At 33.2% G+C, this 24,204-nt stretch carries 20 protein-coding genes; 9 read left to right on the forward strand and 11 right to left on the reverse strand.

Annotated features, from left to right (window positions below):
• Window positions 1-188: 188 nt before the first annotated feature.
• Window positions 189-1,580, reverse strand: a complete 1,392-nt coding sequence (locus tag RB619_RS10080) for a sialate O-acetylesterase (protein ID WP_308096964.1) — start codon at window positions 1,578-1,580, stop codon at window positions 189-191.
• Window positions 1,570-2,664, reverse strand: coding sequence for a GDSL-type esterase/lipase family protein (locus tag RB619_RS10085; protein WP_308096966.1), 1,095 nt, complete (start codon window positions 2,662-2,664; stop codon window positions 1,570-1,572). The genes RB619_RS10080 and RB619_RS10085 overlap by 11 nt, the downstream gene beginning before the upstream one ends.
• A 207-nt stretch (window positions 2,665-2,871) precedes the next feature.
• Between RB619_RS10085 and RB619_RS10090 the strand changes: the two genes are divergently transcribed.
• Window positions 2,872-3,381, forward strand: coding sequence for a C40 family peptidase (locus RB619_RS10090; RefSeq protein WP_308096967.1), 510 nt, complete (start codon window positions 2,872-2,874; stop codon window positions 3,379-3,381).
• 87 nt (window positions 3,382-3,468) lie between these two features.
• Here RB619_RS10090 and RB619_RS10095 read toward each other — a convergent pair whose 3' ends face one another.
• Window positions 3,469-5,046, reverse strand: coding sequence for a L,D-transpeptidase family protein (locus RB619_RS10095; protein WP_308096969.1), 1,578 nt, complete (start codon window positions 5,044-5,046; stop codon window positions 3,469-3,471).
• 156 nt (window positions 5,047-5,202) lie between these two features.
• The gene (locus tag RB619_RS10100) at window positions 5,203-5,616 is read right to left on the reverse strand and encodes a DUF1573 domain-containing protein (protein ID WP_308096971.1); all 414 of its coding nucleotides are present in this window, start codon (window positions 5,614-5,616) and stop codon (window positions 5,203-5,205) included.
• 166 nt (window positions 5,617-5,782) lie between these two features.
• Here RB619_RS10100 and RB619_RS10105 point away from each other — a divergent pair, with 166 nt between their 5' ends.
• The 3 genes from RB619_RS10105 to RB619_RS10115 all read left to right on the forward strand — a co-directional run bounded on the left by RB619_RS10105 (window position 5,783) and on the right by RB619_RS10115 (window position 8,616).
• Window positions 5,783-7,045 (forward strand): HAMP domain-containing sensor histidine kinase, encoded by a 1,263-nt coding sequence (locus RB619_RS10105; protein ID WP_308096972.1) that lies wholly within the window; start codon window positions 5,783-5,785, stop codon window positions 7,043-7,045.
• Window positions 7,042-7,728 carry a response regulator transcription factor gene (locus RB619_RS10110; RefSeq protein ID WP_308096974.1) on the forward strand — a complete coding sequence of 229 codons (687 nt, stop codon included), beginning with the start codon at window positions 7,042-7,044 and terminating at the stop codon, window positions 7,726-7,728. Before RB619_RS10105 ends, RB619_RS10110 begins: the two co-directional genes overlap by 4 nt.
• A 123-nt stretch (window positions 7,729-7,851) precedes the next feature.
• The gene (locus tag RB619_RS10115; protein WP_308096976.1) at window positions 7,852-8,616 is read left to right on the forward strand and encodes an MBL fold metallo-hydrolase; all 765 of its coding nucleotides are present in this window, start codon (window positions 7,852-7,854) and stop codon (window positions 8,614-8,616) included.
• 1 nt (window position 8,617) lies between these two features.
• Here the strand turns inward: RB619_RS10115 and RB619_RS10120 are convergent, their stop codons facing one another.
• Complete coding sequence (locus RB619_RS10120; protein ID WP_308096978.1) at window positions 8,618-10,840, reverse strand: B12-binding domain-containing radical SAM protein; 2,223 nt, start codon at window positions 10,838-10,840, stop codon at window positions 8,618-8,620.
• A gap of 133 nt (window positions 10,841-10,973) precedes the next feature.
• Here RB619_RS10120 and RB619_RS10125 point away from each other — a divergent pair, with 133 nt between their 5' ends.
• Entirely contained in the window at window positions 10,974-14,279 is a 3,306-nt protein-coding gene (locus RB619_RS10125) for a T9SS type B sorting domain-containing protein (RefSeq protein WP_308096980.1), read from the forward strand.
• Window positions 14,280-14,360: 81 nt separating this feature from the next.
• Here RB619_RS10125 and RB619_RS10130 read toward each other — a convergent pair whose 3' ends face one another.
• The 4 genes from RB619_RS10130 to RB619_RS10145 form a co-directional block, all read right to left on the reverse strand.
• Window positions 14,361-15,725: an alpha/beta fold hydrolase gene (locus RB619_RS10130; protein WP_308096982.1), complete on the reverse strand. Its 1,365-nt coding sequence runs from the start codon at window positions 15,723-15,725 to the stop codon at window positions 14,361-14,363.
• A 32-nt stretch (window positions 15,726-15,757) separates the two neighbouring features.
• Entirely contained in the window at window positions 15,758-16,426 is a 669-nt protein-coding gene (locus RB619_RS10135) for an SdpI family protein (RefSeq protein WP_308096984.1), read from the reverse strand.
• A 3-nt stretch (window positions 16,427-16,429) separates the two neighbouring features.
• Window positions 16,430-16,684 (reverse strand): autorepressor SdpR family transcription factor, encoded by a 255-nt coding sequence (locus RB619_RS10140; RefSeq protein WP_308097203.1) that lies wholly within the window; start codon window positions 16,682-16,684, stop codon window positions 16,430-16,432.
• Window positions 16,685-16,783: 99 nt separating this feature from the next.
• Window positions 16,784-18,061: an MFS transporter gene (locus RB619_RS10145; RefSeq protein ID WP_308096986.1), complete on the reverse strand. Its 1,278-nt coding sequence runs from the start codon at window positions 18,059-18,061 to the stop codon at window positions 16,784-16,786.
• Between the two features lie 272 nt (window positions 18,062-18,333).
• On the opposite strand from RB619_RS10145, the gene bshC reads away from it, so the two are divergent.
• The 3 genes from bshC (at window position 18,334) to RB619_RS10160 (ending at window position 22,055) form a co-directional block, all read left to right on the forward strand.
• Window positions 18,334-19,923: a bacillithiol biosynthesis cysteine-adding enzyme BshC gene (gene bshC / locus RB619_RS10150; protein ID WP_308096988.1), complete on the forward strand. Its 1,590-nt coding sequence runs from the start codon at window positions 18,334-18,336 to the stop codon at window positions 19,921-19,923.
• 219 nt (window positions 19,924-20,142) lie between these two features.
• Entirely contained in the window at window positions 20,143-21,414 is a 1,272-nt protein-coding gene (locus tag RB619_RS10155; RefSeq protein ID WP_308096990.1) for a DUF5009 domain-containing protein, read from the forward strand.
• A 221-nt stretch (window positions 21,415-21,635) separates the two neighbouring features.
• Window positions 21,636-22,055, forward strand: a complete 420-nt coding sequence (locus RB619_RS10160; protein ID WP_129052660.1) for a nucleoside-diphosphate kinase — start codon at window positions 21,636-21,638, stop codon at window positions 22,053-22,055.
• 124 nt (window positions 22,056-22,179) lie between these two features.
• On the opposite strand, the gene RB619_RS10165 is transcribed toward RB619_RS10160, so the two are convergent.
• Both RB619_RS10165 and RB619_RS10170 read right to left on the reverse strand, forming a co-directional pair.
• Window positions 22,180-22,476, reverse strand: a complete 297-nt coding sequence (locus tag RB619_RS10165) for a DUF721 domain-containing protein (RefSeq protein ID WP_308096993.1) — start codon at window positions 22,474-22,476, stop codon at window positions 22,180-22,182.
• A complete protein-coding gene (locus tag RB619_RS10170; protein WP_308096995.1) occupies window positions 22,457-22,897 on the reverse strand; it encodes a hypothetical protein in 441 nt (146 codons plus the stop codon). The genes RB619_RS10165 and RB619_RS10170 overlap by 20 nt, the downstream gene beginning before the upstream one ends.
• 233 nt (window positions 22,898-23,130) lie before the next feature.
• Here RB619_RS10170 and RB619_RS10175 point away from each other — a divergent pair, with 233 nt between their 5' ends.
• A complete protein-coding gene (locus tag RB619_RS10175; protein WP_308096997.1) occupies window positions 23,131-24,195 on the forward strand; it encodes a serine hydrolase in 1,065 nt (354 codons plus the stop codon).
• The last annotated feature ends 9 nt before the right edge of the window (window positions 24,196-24,204 follow it).

Raw genomic sequence — 24,204 nt, forward strand, 5'->3', positions numbered from 1 at the left:
AATTTTTGTCGAATCCCGAGTGTGATCCTTCGTTCCTCAGTATGACAAACTTTGCGAGGGCTTCAACTCCGCTCAGCCTGACAAACGCAAAATAAAAAATCAGTGCTAATCCGTTCAATCAGTATAATCCGTGGGCAAAAAATCTAAAATCTATCCCAAGGCTTCGGGACTAAAATCTAAAATTTCTACTACTCCGAAATAAAACAAGAAGCCGGCAAATTCACCTTATTAAACAAATCCGACTGAATTGTATTTCCCCATGCAAATCTCACTTTTGCAGGATTTGACACTTTTTTAGAAACCAAAATGACTTGATTATTTTTTATAGAAGCTTCCGCAGGAAAGAAATTTCCATCCGCACCAGCTACTTCAAACTGATTCGAAACTTTGTTTTTGAAATACAATCCCTCAGCATAATCAAAAGAAACTGTGACTTTATTTTTCTCGATTTTAATGTTTTTAAAAAGGGGGCCGTTTACCAAATTAGAATTTAGTCCCGAAGCCTCGGGATAAGTTTCGGCAAGAGCCAAATTAGCCAAACGAATTCCAACTGACTTTTTATTCTTTGGATGAATATCAATCGTATCTGAAATATCAGAAGTCAAAACCATTCCAGTTTTTGGAACTTCTTTCAGAATTTTTCTTTGAGAATTTCGAACCGTAACATTCGAGAAATTATTACTTCCCGTTTTAAATGGCGCAATCTGAACGTAGTAAAAAGGAAATTCGTCGTTCCAAGCTTTTCTCCAAGAGGAAATTAAAGCCGACAACGTTTTATCATAAACCAAAGAACCAACATTAGATTCTCCCTGATACCACAGTGTTCCAGCAATTTTGAACCCTACAAAAGGATAAATCATTGCATTATAAGCACGCCCAGGTTGTCTTGGGCCGTATTCTTGTTCGTTTAGTTTTTTGGCATTTTCTAGTAAAACTGCGTCATTATTAACAACTTCTTCCGGCATCCAGATTTCTGCCGGAGTTCCGCCCCAATTCGAAGAAATCAATCCAATTGGAACATTTTTTAAATCTTCGCGCAAACGTTTGGCAAAAAAATAGCCAATTGCACTAAAATATTTCATCGTTTCAGGAGTCGACTCAACCCAGTTTCCAAGCAAATTATTTTGCGGACTTGTAGCGGTTAATTTTGGAACAGTAAAAAAACGAATATTAGAATTCGTCGCATTTTTCATTTCTTCTTCTCCATTATCAATTCCCCAGCTTACTGACATTTCCATATTCGATTGTCCGGAACAAACCCAGACTTCGCCAATCAAAATGTTTTTAAGAACAACTTCATTATACCCTTTTATGGAAATTGCAAAAGGTCCGCCTGCTTCTGGAGTTTTAATATGAACTTCCCATTGTGCCTGATTGTTCGCAACTGTTTTATATTCCTGATTGTTCCAGCTCGAAACCAATTTGATTTCTTCTTTTGGATTTGCCCAGCCCCAAATTTTAACTTCAGAGTTGCGTTGCAAAACCATATTGTCGCCAAAAATATTCGGAAGTGTAACGTTTGCCATCATAGAACTGGAAATCAACAGAAAGAAAACAAACTTAAAAATATTATTTTTCATTTAGAAGCTTTTTTAAAAAAGGTCCGTATTGATCTGCCATTACTTTTTGATCTGCAACGTCTGGATGACCTAAACAGCCATTCGGTTTCATTGGTTTGAATTTGAAAATTAAAATTGTTTTGTGCGCTTTATCATTCGCGAAAGCGTTTTTAACTTTATTCAAACATTCTTCAAAAACAACTGCTTTTTCTCCGTTAACCATTGGGCTGTTTGTAATTACAATTTGTGCTTTTGGATTATGTTCGTAAAGCATTTTTATAAAATTGATGTAATTCGAAACGTATTTTTCTGCGTTAAAAGGCAAGCGCTCTTTCTTTCCATCTCCACCAGAAAAATCATTTGTTCCTAAAGCAATGCTGATAATATTTGGCTGAAAAGCAAAATCATATTTAGGTTTTGAATTATCTTTCGTCAAATATAAATTCTGATATACTTCTGGCATTATAGGTTCGTCCTTATTTTCGTCATTCCAGTTGCGATACATTCCGATTCCGGAAACAGAACTAGTCAAATAATCAACATCAATTGCTCTTGAAAGTGTTGGTCCATAAGCATAATATCCGTTATGATGATCCATGTATTCTCCTTTGTCGCAATCAACAGAATCACTTGCAGCTGCACATGTAATGGAATCGCCTATAAATTCAATTTTCTTTTTCTTTTTTGATGAAATTGGAGTCAGTTTTGCTGTTGTTCCGGCAAATAAAATACCGCCAGTTCGCGCTTCTGTATTTTTATAAATTTCAAGGCGATGCTCTTTTTTATTTGAAGTTGCTTTTATTGGAAAAGCTTGTAAAGCACCTTTTTCAATTTTAATTTTTCCAAGATATTTTCCATCTAAAACTAAAGCGACATAATTATGATGTTCATAAGAATCAACACTTTGAAGCGAAATCGAACATTCATTTCCAGTAAAATTAAAAGAAACAGAAGAAGCAGTTCCAATTAAAATAACATTATCATTTTGAAGTTTTTCGATTCGGCCTTCGTATAAAAAAGTTTTATTCTGATTTGTATTTTGAGAAACACAAACCGTTGCAATCTGCAAAAACAAAATTAAAAATGGTATTTTTTTCAGAAACATAAGTTATTTGTTAAAATATAAATAGTATTCACAAATATATCTGAAATCTAGCAGACAGAAAGATACTAAAACATCAAAATACAATAAAAAAACACCATGCAAATACAGCAACTTTCAAATTCTAATTGCAAAGTCTTACAAAATCAAGAGTTTTTCTTTGAATTTCAAAAACAACGGTCTACTTTTATGAATTAAACTTTAGTAAAAATGAAAATCTATCCAATTATTCTTTTGCTGTCGTTTGTTTTATTTTCTTCTTTCATCACAAAAGAAAAAGAAAGACAAGCCGTAATCCATTTTGAACAAAATCAGGATCAAATTGACAGAGATTCAATTGTTGCCTATGCAAAAAAGTATTTGGGAACTCCTTATGTTTATGCAGGCAATAATCCGAAAAAAGGTTTTGATTGCTCTGGTTTTGTGAGTTATGTTTTCAAGAACTATGGAGTTACTTTACCAAGAAGCTCCGGCGAATATAAAAACATTGGAACCAAATTAAACCCTGAAGAATTTAAAGTGGGTGATATTTTAGTTTTCTACGGATATAAAGACAAAACGATTATAGGGCATCTCGGGATTATTTGCGAAGCCAATGGTATGAAGTCTAAATTCATTCATGCATCGTCAGGAAAAGCACAGTGTGTAACTATTACCTCACTTGATACAGAACATTACACAAACCGATTTTATAAATGTATTGATGTTTTGTCGAAATAGTTTTTTTTACCACTAATTACACAAATTTTCACAAATTATTTTTCAATCTTTGAGCATAAAAATTCGTATAATTAGTGGCAAACTTTCTTATTCTTCTGTCAGTAATTTAATCAGGCTTTCATCTCTTTGATAAATATCTTTATAAAAATTCATTTGGCCTTTTCTGTCCACCCAAGCTGTGAAATAACCAATGTAAACTGGAACTTTCTTTTTTAAACTAACCCAGTTTTCTTTTCCAGCGTGCATTGCTTTATCAATTTTCTCAGGAGTCCAACGCGGATCATCTTTTAATAATATAATCGCTAAATCGCGAGGTTTTGCTACACGTACGCAACCGTGGCTGAAGGCTCTGCTTTCTCGTTCAAACAAACTTTTTGACGGCGTATCATGCAGGTAAATATTACTCGAATTTGGAAATAAAAATTTAACCAAACCAAGCGAATTATTTTTCCCCGGAAGTTGACGAACGGCACCATTATTCCACTCCAGATTTTTCTGAGCCAAATAATTTTTGTTTTTAGCCATTCCCGGTTTTATTTCTTTATTGATAATACTTGTGGGAACATTCCAATATGGACTAAAAACAATATTGTTCATCATACCGCTGAAAATAACCGTTTTTGTCATCGCTTTTCCAACCACAACCGGCGAAATGAAAGCAATTTTTCCGTCTTCAATTAAATACAGTTTAAACTCGGGAATATTTACTTCAATGTATTTTTTCCCTTTTTCTAATTCGGGGTCAATCCATCGGCAACGTTCCATGTTGACAATAATTGTTTTTATTCGGTCAGAAACTGGAACATTCAACTCGGCAATATGTTCTGGCAGGATTATATTTTTTGGCGTTAATCCGTGATGCAATTCGTAGTTTTTCAATGCATTCATTAAAACGGTATCGCAAACCGCGCTTTTGTCATCTTCTTTAATATCTTTTGTAGCAAAAAGTCTTTCTCTAATTTGGGCCACAACATTTGATGAATCACCAACTTTCAGGTTTTTATAATCATCGCCAGTTTCGATTGTTTTCCAACCACCTTTTTTCTCAATATCACGATATTGTTTTAAAACATCGCGCAGTTTATAATACTGGCTGAACATTTTGCTTCTGTGATCATCGTTTATCGTTGATTTTTTAAAAATAGAATCGGTTAAGGCGCGATAATTCAGTTTTTTTCTCGGCAAAAGCCATTCAAGCGAAATAGTCGTTTTTTCGTCAAAACCTGAGTAAACTTTTTCGGCGTAGTAGAAATACAGATTTGAAATCATTAAATCCGTATTTTCTTTTGATAATTTATTTTCAGAATTATTTTCAAAAACAGCGTTCAGTTCTTTATACGGGAAATTGGCTTTTAATCCTTCCTCGTCAAGACCTTTGTATTTATTGAATAAAGTGTGTGCAAATTCATCAACACCTTTGTTGTCCTGCCATAATTGAGTCGATTTGTTCTTTTTATATAACGCAAGAACCTCATCTTGAAATTTGGCAAGTTTTGGGTACGAAGTATAAAAACCGGTAATTTTCAAACTGTCGATTGTTAGTTTGAGTTCCGGTATTTCGGCTTTTACTTTTATTTGATTTTCTTCTTTTTTATCCCCTTTTGAATTACATGAAATAACTGCAAAAAGACTTACGGCTGCGATAAACTGATACCAGATTTTCATAATAAAATTTTTAATAAAAATAGGAAAGTTTTTATAAATATAAACTTTCCTAAAATGAAATTTTCAATCCATCTCATCAGTCAAAAAAGCATAAAAAAAGTCCCAAATACTCTACCTATTTGGGACTCGTGATATAACCAACCTATTAAAATTCTATTAGATTACAGTACCTTTTAAAGTAAGTACTTTAGGAGTAGTTTCGGCACTTGTAGTTACCGTTACTGTTTTTGTAAAACCACCTTTGTTTGCTGCATTATATGTCGCAGTAACTTTAGCCGTTTTTCCTGGCTGAATTGGTTCTTTAGTATAATCTGTTGCTGTACAGCCACAAGATCCTTGAACATTTGTAATTACAACAGCTGTTTTTCCTGTATTTTTAAATTCGTAAACAATCGCTTTTGGAGTTCCTTGTGGAATTTCACCAACATCAATTGTTTCTGCTTTCCAAACGATTGTAGAAGCCGCAACTGTTTCTTTTGTTTCAGAAACTAAAGATTTTACTGGAGCAACTGCTGAGAAAGACATTAAACCTAATGCCAAAGCTAACATGGATAATTTGATCATTTTCATAGTTAAATATTTTAAATGGTTTATAGTTCTAAATTTGTATTCCAAAAGTATTTCAGAAAAATTCAAATCGCTGTTAACCGGTTTCAAATCTTTGTTAACGACTTGTTAACTGCTATTTTTAAGCATAAATTTCATTAATATTACACTTTTAAAAAGACATTTTTCCTTGAAAATTAATAGACTCAATAGTATTATCCTCCTCGGATTAATTGCCATTATAAGCATTTTGGTAGCGCAATTGCTTTGGACAAAAGAAGCTTTTACATTAGAGCAAAAAAAGCTGAGCCAAAAAGCGCATATTGCTTTGCTTGAAGTTGCCAGAAAATTATATGAAGGCACAGATCGCGAACCATCGTGCCAAAGTCCGGTTCGAAAAATTTCAAACGATTATTATATTGTAAACATCGACAACGAATTTGAGCCCGATATTTTGGAATTTTATCTGAAATCGGAATTCAAAAAAATGAATATTACGACTGATTTCGAATATGCGATGTACAATTGCCAAAGCGATGAAATGGTGTATGGAAATTATATTTCTTTGTCGCAGAAAACAAAAGCAAAAAAGACCGTTACTTTCCCTAAACATAAAAATCTTGTTTACTATTTTGCAGTTCGTTTCCCAAATGAAACAACTTATTTATTCAGTTCGATGCGCTTTTGGTTTGTGCTGTCGACTGCATTGATTTTGATTTTGCTGATTTATGTTTATTCGATTTTCAAACTTTTACAGCAAAAAAAATACTCTGAACTGCAGCGCGATTTCATTAATAATATGACGCATGAATTTAAAACGCCGCTATCGTCAATATTAATTGCTTCGAAATATTTAATCGAGCAAAACCCAATTAAGGATGATAAAAAACTGCACACGTATACTGATATTATAATCAATCAAAGTCATAAACTGAATAATCATATCGAGAAGATTTTGAATATTGCAAAATCAGATTATGTGCCTTTAGCATTACATAAAGAGACCGTTTTAATTGTTCCAATTATTGAAGAAACAATTGAGAATATTCAATTAAAATATCCTGATGCAATTATTAAAATTGAAAGTCCTTCAAAAGAATTTCTATTAGAAACCGATGTTTTTCATTTTAATAATTTGGTTTATAATCTGCTGGACAATGCCGTAAAATATTGCAATGAAAAGCCTAATATTGTTATTCAAATTGCATTAGAAAATCAAGTTTTGAAATTAAAATTTATTGACAACGGAATTGGAATTTCTCCTAAAAACATTTCTTTTATCTTTGATAAGTTTTACCGAGCTCAAAACGAAAAAAGCAACGAAGTAAACGGTTTTGGACTTGGTTTATATTATGTAAAAGAAATTTGCAGTCTTCAAAATTGGAAAATAAAAGCCGAAAACAATTCCGAAAAAGGCATCACTATAACTTTGTCAATTCCTTATAAAAAATGAAACAGTTCAAAATACTTTATACCGAAGATGATGAAACTTTAGCTTTTTTGACCAAAGACAATTTGGAACAAAATAATTACGAAGTTGTTCATTGCTGTGATGGACAGCTGGGTTTGCAAACCTTTAAAAAAGAAAAATTTGATATTTGCATTTTTGACATTATGATGCCAAAAATGGACGGTTTTGATTTAGCTACTGAAATCAGGAAATTAAATACCGATATTCCGATTATTTTTCTTTCGGCAAAAACTTTAAAAGAAGACCGAATTAAAGGACTTCGTCTTGGTGCCGATGATTATTTGGTAAAGCCATTTAGTATTGAAGAATTGATTTTGAAAATTGAGATTTTTTTAAAGCGTTCGCAAAAGAATGTTCCGTTAGAAAAACCGGTTTATGAAATTGGAAAATATCAATTTGACATTAATAATTTTATTCTTTTTAACGAAAATGAAAAAATCAGCCTTACGCAGCGCGAAGCCGAATTGTTGAAGCTTTTTCTGGACAATAAAAATTTAGTTTTAAAAAGAGAGCAGATTTTAACCGCGCTCTGGGGAACTGACGATTATTTTATGGGAAGAAGCCTTGATGTTTTTATTTCTCGTCTTCGAAAAATTTTGACAAGCGAAAAAGGAATTTCGATTGAAAATTTACACGGGATTGGTTTTAGATTTTCTGTCGAATAGTTTTAATCTTATTGTAGGGATCATTTTTGTAAGCAATTCTTAACAATTCTGATAAAAATATAGAAAAATCTGTAAAAGGATTTTGAAAAATCTTTGTATTTTTAAGTTCTAATTTTCCCCGATATGAAATTACATCATTTACGTAACGCTACTTTAGTTATTGAAACGGAGCAACATGTGATTTTAGTTGATCCGATGTTAGGAAAAAGAAAAACGATTCCGCCATTTACAATCTTTCGATATAACCCAAAAAGAAATCCGCTGGTTTCTTTGCCAAAAAACAGCAGAGAAATTTTGAGCAAAGTAACCGTTTGCTTGATTACACACTTGCATCCTGATCATATTGACAAAGCCGGAGAAGTTTATTTAAGAAGAAAAAGCATTCCGGTTGTGTGCAGTTCTAAAGATGAAAAGGAGCTCGCAAAACGAGGTTTGAAAATTGTTCAAACTTTAAATTACTGGGAACCTCAGCCTTTTCTAGACGGAAGAATTATTGGAATTCCAGCACTTCATGGTTATGGTTTTGTCGCAAAATTGATGGGAAAAGTAATGGGTTTTTACATTGAACTGGCAAACGAAAAATCAGTTTATATAAGCTCTGACACTATTTTTACAGATGATGTGCAAAAAGTGTTAATCGAACTTAAGCCTGATATTGCTACCGTAGCCTGTGGCACCGCGAGATTAGATATTGGTCAGCCTTTACTAATGCGAATGAACGATATTTTGAAATTTACTGCACTTGCACCCGGGAATGTTTTTGCTAATCATCTTGAGGCCTTAAATCACTGCCCAACTAAACGTGAGGATTTAAAAACTGCTTTGGCAGAAAATAATCTTTTATCAAAAACGGCTATTCCTGCTGATGGAACTTTTGTGGAGTATTGATCTATAAAACCAACAATCCAAACTCACGCAACGTATTCACAGGTTTTGAATACCAAAACAATTCAAAATCTTCTAAAGAGGGCTGGCTTTCAAAATCATTTTTGACTTCCTGAAACGTATAACTCTTAGCTCCTGAAACCGAAATATTTGTCAAAATTGAAAGCAACCATTCACCTTCGTCTTTGCTGGTTTGAATGGTAAAACTTTCTTTCTTGTCATGAAAAGTCAAAGACATCATTTCCCAGCTTCTTCCTTTTTTTGATTTTGTAAAAATTTCGGCTGAAGGTTTTCCTCCCAACCAAACTACTTTTGCATTGGGTTTTGTGTTGAAATCGTTTTGTTCTTCTAAAGCATTAAAAATAAAATCGGGATGAATTTTTGTTTTCGGAATTTTAAAATCAAACCAATCCTGCAATTCGTAATCAAAACAGATTCCGTGCATGAAATTGAAAAGCGATTTTTTTAATCCGAAGCTGAATTTATCGTGATTGATTCCTGTTGAATCTGTATAATCAATATCGTTATTAGCAAAAGTTCCGATGGTTTCTGTTTTTTTGGTCACGCCAAATTTTTCCGGATACAACCCAACCGGACTATGCGCCGTCAAGGCAAATTGGTGCCAAAATCCAGATTGCAACACTCCAGCTTCAAACAATTGGCGCACCATTTCAAGACTGTCAATCGTTTCCTGAATCGTCTGCGTTGGATATCCGTACATTAAATACGCATGAACCATAATTCCGGCTTCGGTAAAATTGCGGGTTACTTTTGCTACTTGTTCAACCGTAACACCTTTATCAATTAATTTCAAAAGTCGGTCTGATGCGACTTCTAAACCTCCGGAAACGGCAATACAACCAGAAGCTTTCAAAAGCAGACACAAATCTTTAGAAAAGCTTTTCTCAAAACGAATATTCGTCCACCACGTTACGGCCAGTTTTCGTTTTAAAATTTCGAGTGCCACAGCGCGCATTAAAGCGGGCGGTGCGGCTTCATCAACAAAATGAAATCCGTTTTGTCCTGTTTGCGCAATCAATTCTTCCATTCGATCGCAGAGCAAACTTGCTGCTACAGGTTCATAAACTTTTATGTAATCTAAAGAAATATCGCAAAAAGTGCATTTTCCCCAATAACAGCCATGCGCCATCGTGAGTTTATTCCAGCGTCCGTCGCTCCACATTCTGTGCATTGGATTTACGATTTCGATTACCGAAATATATTTATCCAAAGGCAAATCTGAATAATCTGGAGTTCCTACGTAAGCTTGTTTATAATCGTGTTTTAGGGAATTGTTTTTATAAACAACTTCTCCATTTTCTAATAAAAAAGTTCTTTTATAACGCTTCTCGTCCCGCGACTCCGCTCGGGATGACAAATTTTCAACAAGTTCTTCTATCGGAACTTCTCCATCATCCAAAGTAATAAAATCGAAAAACTCAAAAACGCGTTTATCAGAGAGCGAACGCAATTCCGTATTTGGAAAACCGCCCCCCATTGAAATCTTAATATGGGGATGATTTTGTTTGACCCATTGTGCGCATCGAAACGCGCTATATAAATTTCCAGGAAATGGAACTGAAATTAAAAACAAAGTAGGTTTTACGGCTTCGATTTTAGCTTTTAAAAGCAAAATTAAAATCGAATCAATATAAGTTGGTTTCTGCTGAAGCGTTTCGTACAATTCATCAAAAGAATTGGCACTTCTTCCTAAACGTTCAGCATATCGGCTGAAGCCAAAATTTTCATCAACACATTCTACAATAAAATCCGAAATATCTTCAAGATACAACGTTGCCAAATGTTTTGCTTTATCCTGCGTTCCCATTGTTCCAAAAGCCCAATCGAGTTCTTCTAATTGCGCAAAACGGGAAGCTTCTGGCAGAAAATCTTCTTGACAAATTTGTAAAGCCAAAGTTGGATTTTTCCCTTGTAAAAACTGAATTACAGGATCAATTGTTTTAATGTATTCATCCTGCAACGCAAAAATACGCTTAGAATTATCTGAAACATCAGAACCTAAAACTTCAAACTTCAAACTTGAAACCTGAAACAAATCCTGAAGTCCTTTCTTCGAAAACAATTCCAAAATCACATCAATACCTAAATCAGCTTGAACCGATTCGATATTTTTGGTATTCAGAAAACCTTTTATATACGCCGTTGCCGGATACGGAGTATTCAGTTGTGTAAAAGGCGGCGTAATTACAAACAGTTTTGTTTTCAAAGGGAATTATTTTTTGCAAAAATACGAGATATTTAGCGACTTTTTAGAGAAAGATTTTGCGAGATGCGGTTTTGATTTTTTGGTTATATTTTGTAGATAATTAATTACATTTGCGACAATCCAAATCGTATCAATGAAACAAAAATTACTTTTTATTTTTCTGTTTTTTTCTTTATTCTTTTTTAATAGTTCCAATGCGCAAGATTTTCAATGGGCTAGACAATTTGGAAATACAGAAAGTGATTCATCAACAAAAATAGAAGTTGATAAAGATGAAAATAGTTATGTAATTGGATTTACTGCTTCTTTAGTTTTTGATTTAGATCCAACACCAAATGGAGAAAAACTAATTGATAACACGGCTTCTAATCATTTTAATTTTGGAGAAGTCTACTTATCAAAATTAGATAAGGATGGGAATTTTTTGTGGGGAAAAACATTTGGTATTTATAAATCAGATGAAGATCAAGCAGTTGATGTTAAAATTGGAACAGATAATACTATATACGTTCTTTTTGTATTGAACGAAATGACAAAAGACGGTGTTGTTGAACCTACTGTTACCATCGTAAAATTTTCTCCTGATGGAAATGAACTATCTCGAATAAAACTTAAGAATTCAGACAATTGGGCCGCGGGCCGTTTATATGCGTCTTCATTTGATTTAGACAATCAAAACAATATCTATATTTCAGGAATATATCGAGGCAATGTAAGGTTGCATCCTTCTAATCCAGACTTTGATCTAAATAGTTCAAATTTTGGCCAATATCTTTTAAAGATCGCTTCTAATGGAGATTTACAATGGAAAAAAACATACTCGCACGTTGGTTTTTTAAAAGCCTTAGTTGCAAAGGATCAAAGTATTCAACTTGTTTATAATAATGCAGCTCCCAATTGTGAAATTTACAATCTAAAAAGTACTGATGGCTCAATTATATGGAAAAAAGAGCTTGCAAATCAAGGTGCCGAAAACTTTTCTAGTGATTTAGAAGGAAATATTATCATTAGTGGTATTGCAAGTTATTATGTTAATAATATTGATGTTGATCCTTCGTCGAATGTAGTTCCTGTTACTTCTCGTAAATATTTCTTATGGTTAGACAAAAACGGCAACTATAAAGATGTAAAAGAATATGACCAGAATATTTTTATAAATAGCATTAAAAATGATAGCGACAATAATGTTTTTTTTGCAGGATCTTTTCTTGGCACTTTAGATGCAGATCCATCTGCAAGCAGTTACATCTTAAAAACTCAAAATGATTATTACAATGAGGGCCTTTTGATGAAATTTGATTCAAATAGAAATTTTGAAAGTGCTTTTAAATTAGGTGAAGAAAAAACAGTAACGCCGCCAACTAATAACAGTTGCTATTATTTAAGGTTTAATGACCTTGTAATTACTAAAAAGTCGCAATATTTTGTAGGTAATTTTGCTTGGGATTGCGACTTAAATCCTTCTTCTAATGTTGAATCATTTAATTCTCTTCACAATCAAAATATTATTACATATGATGGTTTTATTTTAAAACTGGGATTATGTAATTCTGAGAAACCAGATGGTCAAGCCGATCAATATTTTTGTTCCAATAAAAACGCTACTATCAACAATCTGGCTCCTAATTCTAGTTCTATAAAATGGTATGAATCGGAAACATCAACAGCGGAATTGACCAAAACAACTAGTTTAATAGACGGCAAAATTTATTATGCTTCACAAAAGACTGGCGATTGCCCAGAAAGTATTCAAAGATTAGCAGTAAAGGTTCATATTACCGCATCACCTGCAACACCTGCAGTTTCAAATCTTAATTTCTGCAAAATCGACAATCCAAAAATAGCTGACATTATAGTATCTGGACAAAACATCAAATGGTATAATAAAATCACTGAAGGAGATCTATTATCAACAACTACGTTACTGCAAGATCAAACTACCTATTTCATCACGCAAACTATAAACGGATGCGAAAGCAACCGATATCCAGTTCTAATAAATGTAAAAGAAGTTCTTCGTCTAACTATTACTTCACCACAAAAGTTCTGTATTCAACAAAATGCAACATTGAATACCATTCAAGTTACGGGACAAAACATCAAATGGTACGATGCTCAAACCGCTGGAAATCTTTTGCCAAATGCTACCTTACTTCAAAATGACATAACATATTACGCTTCACAAACAATTAATGGATGCGAAAGTGAAAGAACTCCTGTAACAATTACAATTCAAAATACTTTGGCGCCAACAGGAAATGCAACTCAACAGTTTTGCACTGGCCAGAATCCAACAATTGCTAATATTGAAGTTACTGGAACAGCAATAAAATGGTATGATACTTTAACAAATGGTACATTATTAGCAGAAACAACAAATCTGGTAAATGGCAAAACGTATTATGCATCACAAACTATAAACAGTTGCGAAGGTTCTAAATTTGGAGTTACAATTTCAATTTTGAATACGCCATCTGTTCCAACAGCAAATGCAAATCAGACATTCTGTAAAAATGAAAATGCAACATTAAGCAATATTCAGATTTCAGGACAGAATATTAAATGGTACGATACCAACTTCTCTGCATCAACTTTACCTAACAATACTGTTTTGGAAGATAATAAAACCTATTATGCTTCGCAGACTATTGGATGTGAAGGTGACCGAATAGCCATTTTAATTCGGGTCTATGATACTGCTATTCCAACTGGAAATAGCAACCAGCAATTTTGTATCGACGAAAAAGCAACAATTGCTAATCTAACTATTTCAGGAACAAATATAAAATGGTACGATTCGGCAACAGGTCAAACTATTTTACCTGAGACTACTTTATTGCAAAGCAAAGTCTATTACGCTACTCAAACGCTAAACAATTGTGAGAGCAAAAGATTAACTGTTTCGGTGAAAATTGAGGATTTACAAGCCCCAATTGTAAGTTCACATCAAACTTTCTGTATACAGCAAAAAGCTAAAATAAGCGACATTCCGGTTTCGGGACAAAATATAAAATGGTTTGACACTTCTTCTTCTAATTCCGTTTTACCTACATCAACTTTACTGGAAAGCAGAATTACCTATTATGTTTCAGAAACAATTGGTAATTGTGAAAGCGCAAGAGTTCCAGTTAACATTCATATTCTAGAAGCAACGGATTCTAATTGTATCAACTTTGTTGACGAACTTTCTTTTCCAAAATTCTTTACTCCAAATGGCGACGGATACAATGATTACTGGACAATTGATTTTGCTTACCTAGCTCCAAATACAGCAATCAGAATATTTGATCGTTATGGAAAGTTTATTAAAGAACTAAATAAAAACACCTCTTGGGATGGTAATTATCTTGGACAGGAGCAACCTGGAGCAGATTATTGGTTTATCGTTACCCGATCAAACGGCAAGGAATTTAGAGGGCATTTTGCTTTGAAGAGATAAAAATGAATTAAAAAGTCCGCATTGATTTAAATAGAAAATCTTAAATCAATACGGACTTTAATTCATAAATCGAAAATTCATCTATTTCGTCTGCAATACCATCCAGCTTGAAATTTCTTCTAAAGCCAAAGGCGAAAACGTCTGTTCAATTTTTTCATATTCTTCAGGAGAACCTGTTTTACATTCTTGAAACATATGATTTAAATTAGCGAGTTCTTTTGTTGTTACATTTTTATTTCCTGCTTTTAGCAATGTTTTTTTAATAGCTTCTAAGTCAACAGTTGCAGGAACTTGTAAATCTTTGCCACCATTAAGTGCTAAAACAGGACATTTTACTTTTGCTAAATTTACTGCCGGATCCATTTTTAAAAAATAATACATCCAGTTATTTGTAATTTGTGGTGTTACTGCTTTTGCAAAATCCTCATTATATTTTGACGTAAAATAAGCCATAATATTTTTTTTCAAATTTTCATCATTTACTGAAGAGGCAAGAATCATATCATAAGCACCCTTAAAAGCTTCCTGTCCTTTTTGAATTTCACTTTCTGAAACTCCGCTTGCTCTTTCAACTGCTTCTTTTTGCATAAGCAATAATTTCTCACCTCGAAGTCCAGGCCCTGCAAGCAAAACAATAAAGTCAATTGCTTTTGAATTTCCAGCAACAATTGGAGCAATTACTGCGCCTTCGCTATGACCAATTAGTCCAATTTTATTTTTATTAATTTCTTTTCTGGCTTGTAAATAATCAACCCCGGCCTGAACATCTTTTGCAAAATCGGCAGTTGTGCATTTTGAAATATCTCCTGTAGATTGCGCAACACCACGGTCATCAAAACGTAATACTGCAAAACCATTTTTGGTCAAAAAATCAGCTAAAAGTAGAAATGGTTTGTGTCCTAGCATTTCCCCATCTCTATTTTGTCCGCCACTTCCAGAAATCAAAATTACAGCTGGAAAATTGCCTTCTTTTTTAGGAAGCGATAAAGTTCCTGCTAAAACTACGTTATCTATTTTATTTTCGAATTTTACATCTTCAGTATAATACGGATATGGTTTTTGGGGTTCTTGAGGTCTCGCGAAAACTTGTTTCTGAATAATATCTTTAGATAAATTAAGTTCGGTCGATTGTCCTCGTTGTGTAAATTTTCCAACAATAATATTGTCTTTATTCAACGTTCCTTCATAAGAAATTTGAGCTTTCGACATTTCTAATTTTAAAACAGAATTTTCAAAAACAGCTTTTTCCATAGGAATTCCTGTAACTTTTTGATCTGGACTATCCATCGTTGCACTATATCCTGTTTCCGTTTTGTTGACATGAAACACAAGTCTCAATTGAGTTCCTGGCACTTTCAAAAGTCCATTCCATTGTCCCGTAATTTCTTGTCCATTCATTATAAAAGAAATTAAAGCTGTAATTATAACAAGTATTGTTTTTATCATTTTTGTTGAAATAAATAAGGTGTTATTACTAATTAAGAATTATGATTTTCTTGCTTTTTCTCCAATTGTTTAAATTTGAAGAAAGAGTATGCAACCGGCACAAGAGCTAAAGTAACTCCGATGCCAACAAAAGCTTTTGCGAAAATAAAACCCGAAAAAATGATTCCACCAAGTATGATGATCATACCTCCAAAAAACCAAAGTTTCCCTGCAAATGCGTGCGTTGCTTTCCAAACTTCCTGACTTTCGAGTGTCCAAGGTGTTCTGATTCCGATAAAATAATTCGGCTGAATAACTTTAAAATAATTTCCCATTCCCATTAACAGGATTCCCACCAGAATATACATCAAATTTGGATTTGAAGCCGATTGGTTTTTTGAAACGTACAGAAGAAATACAGCCAGTAAAGACATAAACGAAACCATAAAAAACTTCAGGTTATAAAACTTTTTTCCCATTAAAGAAATCCTTTTTTTAGGATCTAATTTTGCTGCGGCAAACATTACAAAATACATTAGTGCAGGAAGGATAAAAACTATTACAATCAAAAAAGTCTTGCTTCCCCACCTATCAATTTCTCCATTAATATTCCAATGAACCGGAACTCTTTCTGGAAGACTGTTCCAAATAAATGCTAAATACGCAAACGGAATCAGAACAATTCCAATAATTGGAAGCTCTTTTTTTAATTCTAAATTCATTTTTTATTTTTTAAAAGTTAGTATCCATTGCAAAACATCTTCCATGATGGTGGTATTTATGGAATAATAGATGTACTGCCCGTTTTTTTCGGATGTAATCAAATCGGCACGTTTTAAAATATCCAAATGATGCGAAATACTAGGTTTTGAAATATTGAACGCATCAGCAATTTCTCCTGCTGATAAATCCCTTTCTTTCAAAAGCTCTAAAATTTCTCTTCGGGTTGCATCATTTAATGCTTTAAAAACATCATTCATCATTTACATATTTAGACAAATATCTAAATACTTTTTTAACTGACAAAAAAAAAGCAGTAATTTTTTACATTACTGCTTTTTACTATTTATAAATATTTTTTAAAATTTATGTTCGTCTTTGCTAATTACCAAGAAGGAGAATAAAGAAATACAAGCAGCGCCAGTTAAATACAAACCAACGTAACTTACACTATAAGTGGAAGCTAAATAAATAGCGATCATAGGCGCAAAAGCAGCTCCCAAAATTCCGGCCAAATTAAAAGTCAATGATGCGCCCGAATAACGAACATTTGTTGGAAACAACTCCGATAAAAAAGTTCCTAATGGTCCATAAGTAAATCCCATTAAAGCCATTCCGATACAGGCAAAAGTAGCCACTAAAGCGATATTTCCCGTACTTAAAAAATAAGAAAAGAAAAATCCGAAAATGGCAATCGCAATCGTTGCTATAATAAGCATTTTACGTCGCCCGATTTTATCTGCAACTACAGCCGAAACTGGAATAAAAAGCGCAAAAAACAATACTGAAAATAATTGAATTAATAGTCCGTCTCTTTTCACAATTCCTAAGTCAGAAGTTGCCCAGCTCAACGTAAAGACTGTCATTAAATAAAAAACTAAGAAAGTTGTGATTGCAGCAAATGTTCCAAAAATTAGCTGGTTTTTATATGACTTTACAATTGTCAAAAACGGAACTTTAACTTCTTCCTGCTCTTTTTTAGAATTTTCAAAAGATGGTGTTTCGTTAATTTTTGTTCGAATGTAAAATCCAACAATTACTAAAAGTGAACTCGCAATAAACGGAATTCTCCATCCATAATCCATAAAATCTTCATTGCTCATTGAATCTGTTAGCAATAAGAAAGTACCACCAGAAAGCAGCAATCCTATTGGAGCACCTAATTGCGGAAACATTCCGTACCATGCACGTTTATTTGGAGGCGCATTTTCAATCGCCAATAAAACAGCTCCACCCCACTCTCCTCCTAAACCAACGCCTTGTCCAAATCGGCACAACATCAGCAATAAAGGAGCAGCAACGCCAATACTGGCATAACTTGGTAAAAATCCAATTGCAACCGTAGAAATTCCCATCGTTAACAAAGCTGCAACCAAAGTAAATTTACGACCAATTTTATCTCCATAATGACCAAAAAAAGCAGAGCCTAAAGGACGAGATAAAAAAGCAATTGAAAAAGTAGCTAACGATTCCAAAGTCGCTATAGTCGAATTAGCACCGGGGAAAAATAATTGCGGAAAAACCAATACTGCAGCATTGGCATAAATATAAAAATCAAAAAATTCAATTGTGGTACCTATAAGGCTTCCAAAAAGAACATGTTTTAATGAGTTCTTCTGATCTGGGTTATTTTTCATGTAAAATAGATATAACTTTTTTTTGATTACAAAAATATAGTTTCATTACTAATAATTCACATTTAACCAAAATAGTTTCAAAACACCAATTGCTTTTTAACAAATTTGATGTGTTTTACATTTTACAAACTGTCCTTTTGTCTTAAACTAAAAACTTGGTTTTATGATCTTTAATAAACGTTAACAAAAAACAAATCATAAGCAATCGTTAAAAACGTTTTTAACTCTATATTTTCATTAAATTTACAGCTATCAAAAATAAATCTAAAATTATGCCTACCGACTGTATCAGCTATCAAACTTCAGGATATTTCTCTGCCTTGATACAAGATTATTTAGATCAAAAACCAACGCTTCAATCTTTATATAATAATTTTCCAACATTGGAGAATTTCGAAAAACAAATCCAAGAAAAACAATCAAATTTTGATAACCGCAACCGAATTTCTTTGGTTGAAACGCTAAAAAAGCAATATCAAAACATTGAACTTTCGGATTTGACCAAACAAAACATTGAACTTCTAGCATTAGAAAATACTTTTACGGTTACAACTGGCCATCAATTAAATTTGTTTAGCGGACCTCTTTATTTCTTATATAAAATCATTTCGACAATTAATTTGACCAAAGAATTAAAGTCGAAATATCCATCAATTAATTTTGTTCCAATTTACTGGATGGCGACCGAAGATCATGATTTTGAAGAAATTAATTATTTTAATTTTAAAGGAAAAAAATTCAGATGGAATAAAGAAAGTACAGGTCCAGTTGGCCGACTTTCGACTGAAGGTTTAGCCGAATTTTTAGAAATTTATTCATTAGAATTAGGGTCAAATACAAACGCAAATACTTTAAAAAAGCTTTTTGAAGATTCTTATTTAAAGCACGACAATCTAGCCGATGCAACTCGTTTTTTAGCCAATAGTTTATTTGCTAATTACGGCTTAGTTATTTTTGATGCTGATGATGCTAATTTAAAACAAGCTTTTATTCCGTTTGCTAAAGAAGAACTAGAAAAACAGACATCATTTAATACGGTTCAAAAAACAATTGAATCATTAAAAGAATATACAATTCAGGTAAATCCGCGTGAAATTAATTTGTTTTACATTGAAGATGACTTACGCGAAAGAATCATTTTTGAAAACAACAAATACTTCGTAAACAATACCAAAATATCATTTTCTAAAGAAGAAATTTTTCAAGTTTTAGAAAATAATCCAGAGAAATTCAGCCCAAATGTAATTATGCGTCCGTTGTATCAGGAAATAATTCTTCCTAATTTATGCTACATTGGCGGAGGCGGAGAAATTGCTTATTGGCTGGAATTAAAATCTTTTTTTGATGCTGTAAACATTACTTTTCCAATGCTTTTAGTTCGTAATTCGGTTCTTCTTTCGACAGAAAAACAAGCTAAAAAAGCAGATAATTTAGGGTTGACTTGGAAAGATTTATTTACAAAACAAGAAAATTTAGTAAATGCGATAACGCATAAAATTTCTCCTTTTCCAATTGATTTAACGCCTCAAAAAGAGATGCTGAAAACACAATTTGAATATCTTTACAATCTAGCCAATCAAACTGACAAATCTTTTTCTGGCGCTGTAAAAGCTCAGGAAGTAAAACAGACAAAAGGCTTAGAGAATTTAGAAAAAAGATTATTAAAAGCACAAAAAAGAAAGTTAAGCGATCAATTGCAACGCGTAACCGACTTGCAATGTGAGCTGTTCCCAAATAACAGTTTACAGGAACGTCAAAGCAATTTTTCGGAATTTTATCTGGAAAAAGGCGAACAGCTGATCCCGCTTTTAATACAAAAACTGAAACCATTAGAAATGAATTTTAATATTATAACAATTTAAAAGTTCGCCACGAATTACACGAATTTTCACGAATTATTTTTTATTGCAAAGAATATAAATTAGTGGAAATTTGTGATCCCGATAGCTATCGGGAGTGGCTAAAAAAATAAAATAATAATTCTTGAGAACCAAATAACCACCTATCTTCTCAAAATTATTATTCTTCAAACCAAATAGCGATTTTTAAAAAATATTAACTAACCAATTTACCCTAAACCAATGGTAAAAGAACGCTTAATTTCGCTAGACGTCTTTCGTGGACTAACTATTTTATTGATGACAATTGTAAACAATCCCGGAGACTGGGGCCATGTTTACTCGCCATTATTACACGCCGAATGGAACGGTTGCACGCCAACCGATTTGGTTTTTCCGTTTTTTGTTTTTATCATGGGAGTTGCAATTCCGCTTGCAATGCCAGATAAATTTTATGACGACACCACCTTCAACAAAATCCTGATTCGTTCTTTAAGAATGTTCTGTCTCGGAATCTTCTTTAACTTTTTTGGAAAAATTCAGCTATTTGGGCTTGAAGGAATGCCGCTTTTAATTGGACGTTTAGCCATAACAATTGGAGTTGGTTATGCATTAATGGGAAGTTTTAGTTCGAAAGTCAAAAATATTCTGGCTTTCTCAATTCTTTTTATTTACTTGTTTCTGGCCTACAGTGGTATCGAAGCGTATCAAGATGTAAGACTTCCAGGCGTTTTACAACGAATTGCAATTGTCTATTTTGTGGTTTCGCTTTTGTATTTAAAAACATCTCAAAAAACACAAATCATTACAGGAGTTACGTTATTACTAGGATATTGGGCACTAATGACTTTAATTCCTGTTCCCGGAATTGGAGAAGCTAATCTAGAAAAAGGAACAAATCTTGCCGCTTGGCTTGACAGCGTTTTATTAAAAGGACATATGTATCGTGGCACCGTAACTTGGGATCCAGAAGGAATTTTAAGTACAATTCCCTCAATCGTAAACGGAATTATAGGATTACTGATTGGCAAAGTTTTGCTTCTTGATATAACCAAAATTCAAAAAGCTCAAAAAATGGGAATCGCAGGAACGGCACTTATTTTTTTCGGTTTAATCTGGGATACCGTTTTTCCAATTAATAAATCCATCTGGACAAGCAGTTATGTTTTATACACTACAGGCTTAGCAACCGTTTTCCTAACTATTTTATACTATGTAATTGATATTGCCGATTATAAAAAAGGCTTCAAATTGTTTTTAATCTGGGGCGTAAACCCAATGATTGTTTTCTTCACCTCACAGATTATTCCACAAGCTTTAGTAATGATTGAATTTCAGAATCCTCATAAACCGGAAGAAAAAATCAATTTATTAAGTTACTTATACAACTTCGGGATTGCACCATTTTTTAGCAATCCTATGACTGCTTCGCTTGCAGGCGCATTAGTTTATGTGTGCATTTGGACATTTATTTTGTGGATTTTCTATAGAAACAAATTAATATTCAAAGTGTAAAAAATAACCATATAAGTAATATAAGTTCATTTAAATAATTGCGTGTATAACATTTCCATAAAGTATAACGTATTTCTAAAATGAACTTATATTGCTTATATGGTTTCAAAAAAACCTTTTCTTGGTTAAAACATCATTCTAACCTATTTAAATTATGGATTTATTAAAATCAATTCATAAAAAAAGTCTACTTTTGCACAAAATTTAAAAAGCACAATAAAATGGCAACAAATAGAACTTTTACAATGATTAAACCAGATGCTGTTGCAAACGGACACATCGGGAATATCTTAGCAATGATTACTAATGGAGGTTTCAAAATCGTTTCATTAAAATTAACTCAATTAACTGTAGCTGATGCTCAAGCATTTTATGCAGTTCACGCAGAAAGACCTTTCTACGGAGAATTAGTTGAATTCATGTCACGCGGACCAATTGTTGCTGCAATTTTAGAAAAAGACAACGCAGTAGAAGATTTCAGAACTTTAATTGGAGCTACAAATCCAGCTGAAGCTGCTGAAGGAACTATTCGTAAAGCATACGCAACTTCTATCGGAGAAAATGCAGTTCACGGTTCTGACAGCGACGAAAACGCTGCAATCGAAGGTGCATTCCACTTTGCTGGAAGAGAGCAATTCTAATTAGTTTTCAGTGTTCAGCTTTTAGTTGGCAGTGAACTACTACATAATATAAAAAAATCCCAATTCGTTTGAATTGGGATTTTTTTATATTAAAACTGAACACTAAAAAACTGAACACTGACCACTATCTCAAAACCACTTCTTTCACCACATCACGCCCCAACTCCTCATTAATCATCTTAATGATTTTAGATTTTCCGTGGCTTAATTCTTCTCTCAAAACAGCCGAACCTAATTCAACATAAAGCGTACTTCCTTTCAAAACAACATTTCTTGTGTATGTTTTCACCCCATTTCCCATTAAATTTGTCCAGGCATCTTTAACATCAATTTGATCCATTCCAGGTTGTAGTTTATTCACCTGTATGATCTGTTTTAAAACAGCCCCAATCGTACTTTCGTTATTTATTCTTTTTGCCATCGTTCAAAATATTAATAGGTGCTGCTTTTTTATAATGATACTCTTTGTTCTGGTCATTTTTTACCACAAATTCCTTGTCCGAAATCGAGATCAATTCCTCGCTCCACTTTGCATAATTGGTCTTATAATCTAAAAACGTTCCCTTTTCAGTAAATCGAACTGATAAATTTTCAAAAGTATTAGTTGTCAAAAAAGTTCCATCAAGCTGTGCCATAACTTTTGTCCTCGTTCCTTTCGTACCCGTGATTTTAAAAAAATCAAAATTCTCGTTCATTCCGTACGCCTTCTCTTCACCTTTATCAAAAACCACTTTTTCAATTTCCCAATATCCATTCAATTTTGCAATATCTGCAGGTTTTATTTCTTGTTTACAGCTTATCATCAAAAGTGATAAAACCAAAATCATAAAAGTATTTTTCATAATAGCTTATAATATTAATAAGGAGCTATTTCCTGCTGTCCGCTGTATCTTTTATGGTGAACCCCACCATAAAAGGATGCCACTCCCATCAGGGCTAGGGCTCCCGTTTTCAAAAGAAAATTTAGTAAAATACAAAGGTAACTTTATATCATATAAAAGAAATAAAAAATTACGAAACCCATTAAACTATTTTACATATTTTTGGTCAAACCCCAAACCAAAACCAAAAAAACATGACCAAAACTATTTGTATCATCCTGACAGTCTTACTGTTTATGGCCTGCAGTAAAGAAACCGCAGAACCAGATCCCGTCCCAGCTGAAAATATGTATTTTCCTCCTTTAACCGGAACAAACTGGGAAACAAAATCAATATCTGATTTAAAATGGAATCAAAACGCTGTTCAGCCACTTTTAGATTATTTACAGCTTAAAAACTCCAAATCGTTCATAATCTTAGTTAACGGCCGAATTGTTTTAGAAAACTATTTTAATAATCATACAGCATCAACAAATTGGTATTGGGCCAGTGCCGGAAAAACATTGACTTCAACCGTGACCGGAATTGCACAGCAAGAAAATTTATTAAATATAAATGATAAAGTTTCAAAATATCTGGGCACAGGATGGACAAGCGAAACACTTGCAAAAGAAAATTTAATTACCTGCAAACATTTACTAACTATGACATCTGGTCTTGATGACAGTACAGACGATGTAGAATCAGCCAATTTAATCTACAAAGCCGATGCAGGAACACGTTGGGCATATCACAATGTTTACGTAAAACTTCAAGACGTTGTAAAAAAAGCAAGCGGACAAAGCTGGGAAGCCTATTTCAACAGTAAATTAAGAGACAAAATAGGAATGAATGGCGCATGGGTTCAAATTGATGCAAACAGTGTTTATACAAGTACGACACGAAGCATGGCGCGTTTTGGACTTTTAATGCTTAACAAAGGAAAATGGGAAAATAACATCATTTTAAACGAAGCTTATTTTAACGAAGCAACTTCAACCTCTCAAAATATCAATTTAGGTTATGGCTATTTATGGTGGATAAACGGAAAAGCTTCCTACCATCTACCACAATCGCAACTTACTTTTCAGGGAAGCGTAATTCCGACTGCACCAAACGATATGTTCATGGCTCTGGGAAAAAATGATCAAAAAATATATGTTATTCCGAGTAAAAAAATGGTTGTAATTAGAATGGGTGAAGCTGCAGATAATGCAAATCTTGCTCTTTCTGACTTCGATAAAACTTTATGGGAAAAGATAAATGCTTTGTATCAATAAAGCACTATA

This window comes from Flavobacterium sp. LHD-80 (genome assembly GCF_030929605.1).
Lineage (GTDB): Bacteria > Bacteroidota > Bacteroidia > Flavobacteriales > Flavobacteriaceae > Flavobacterium.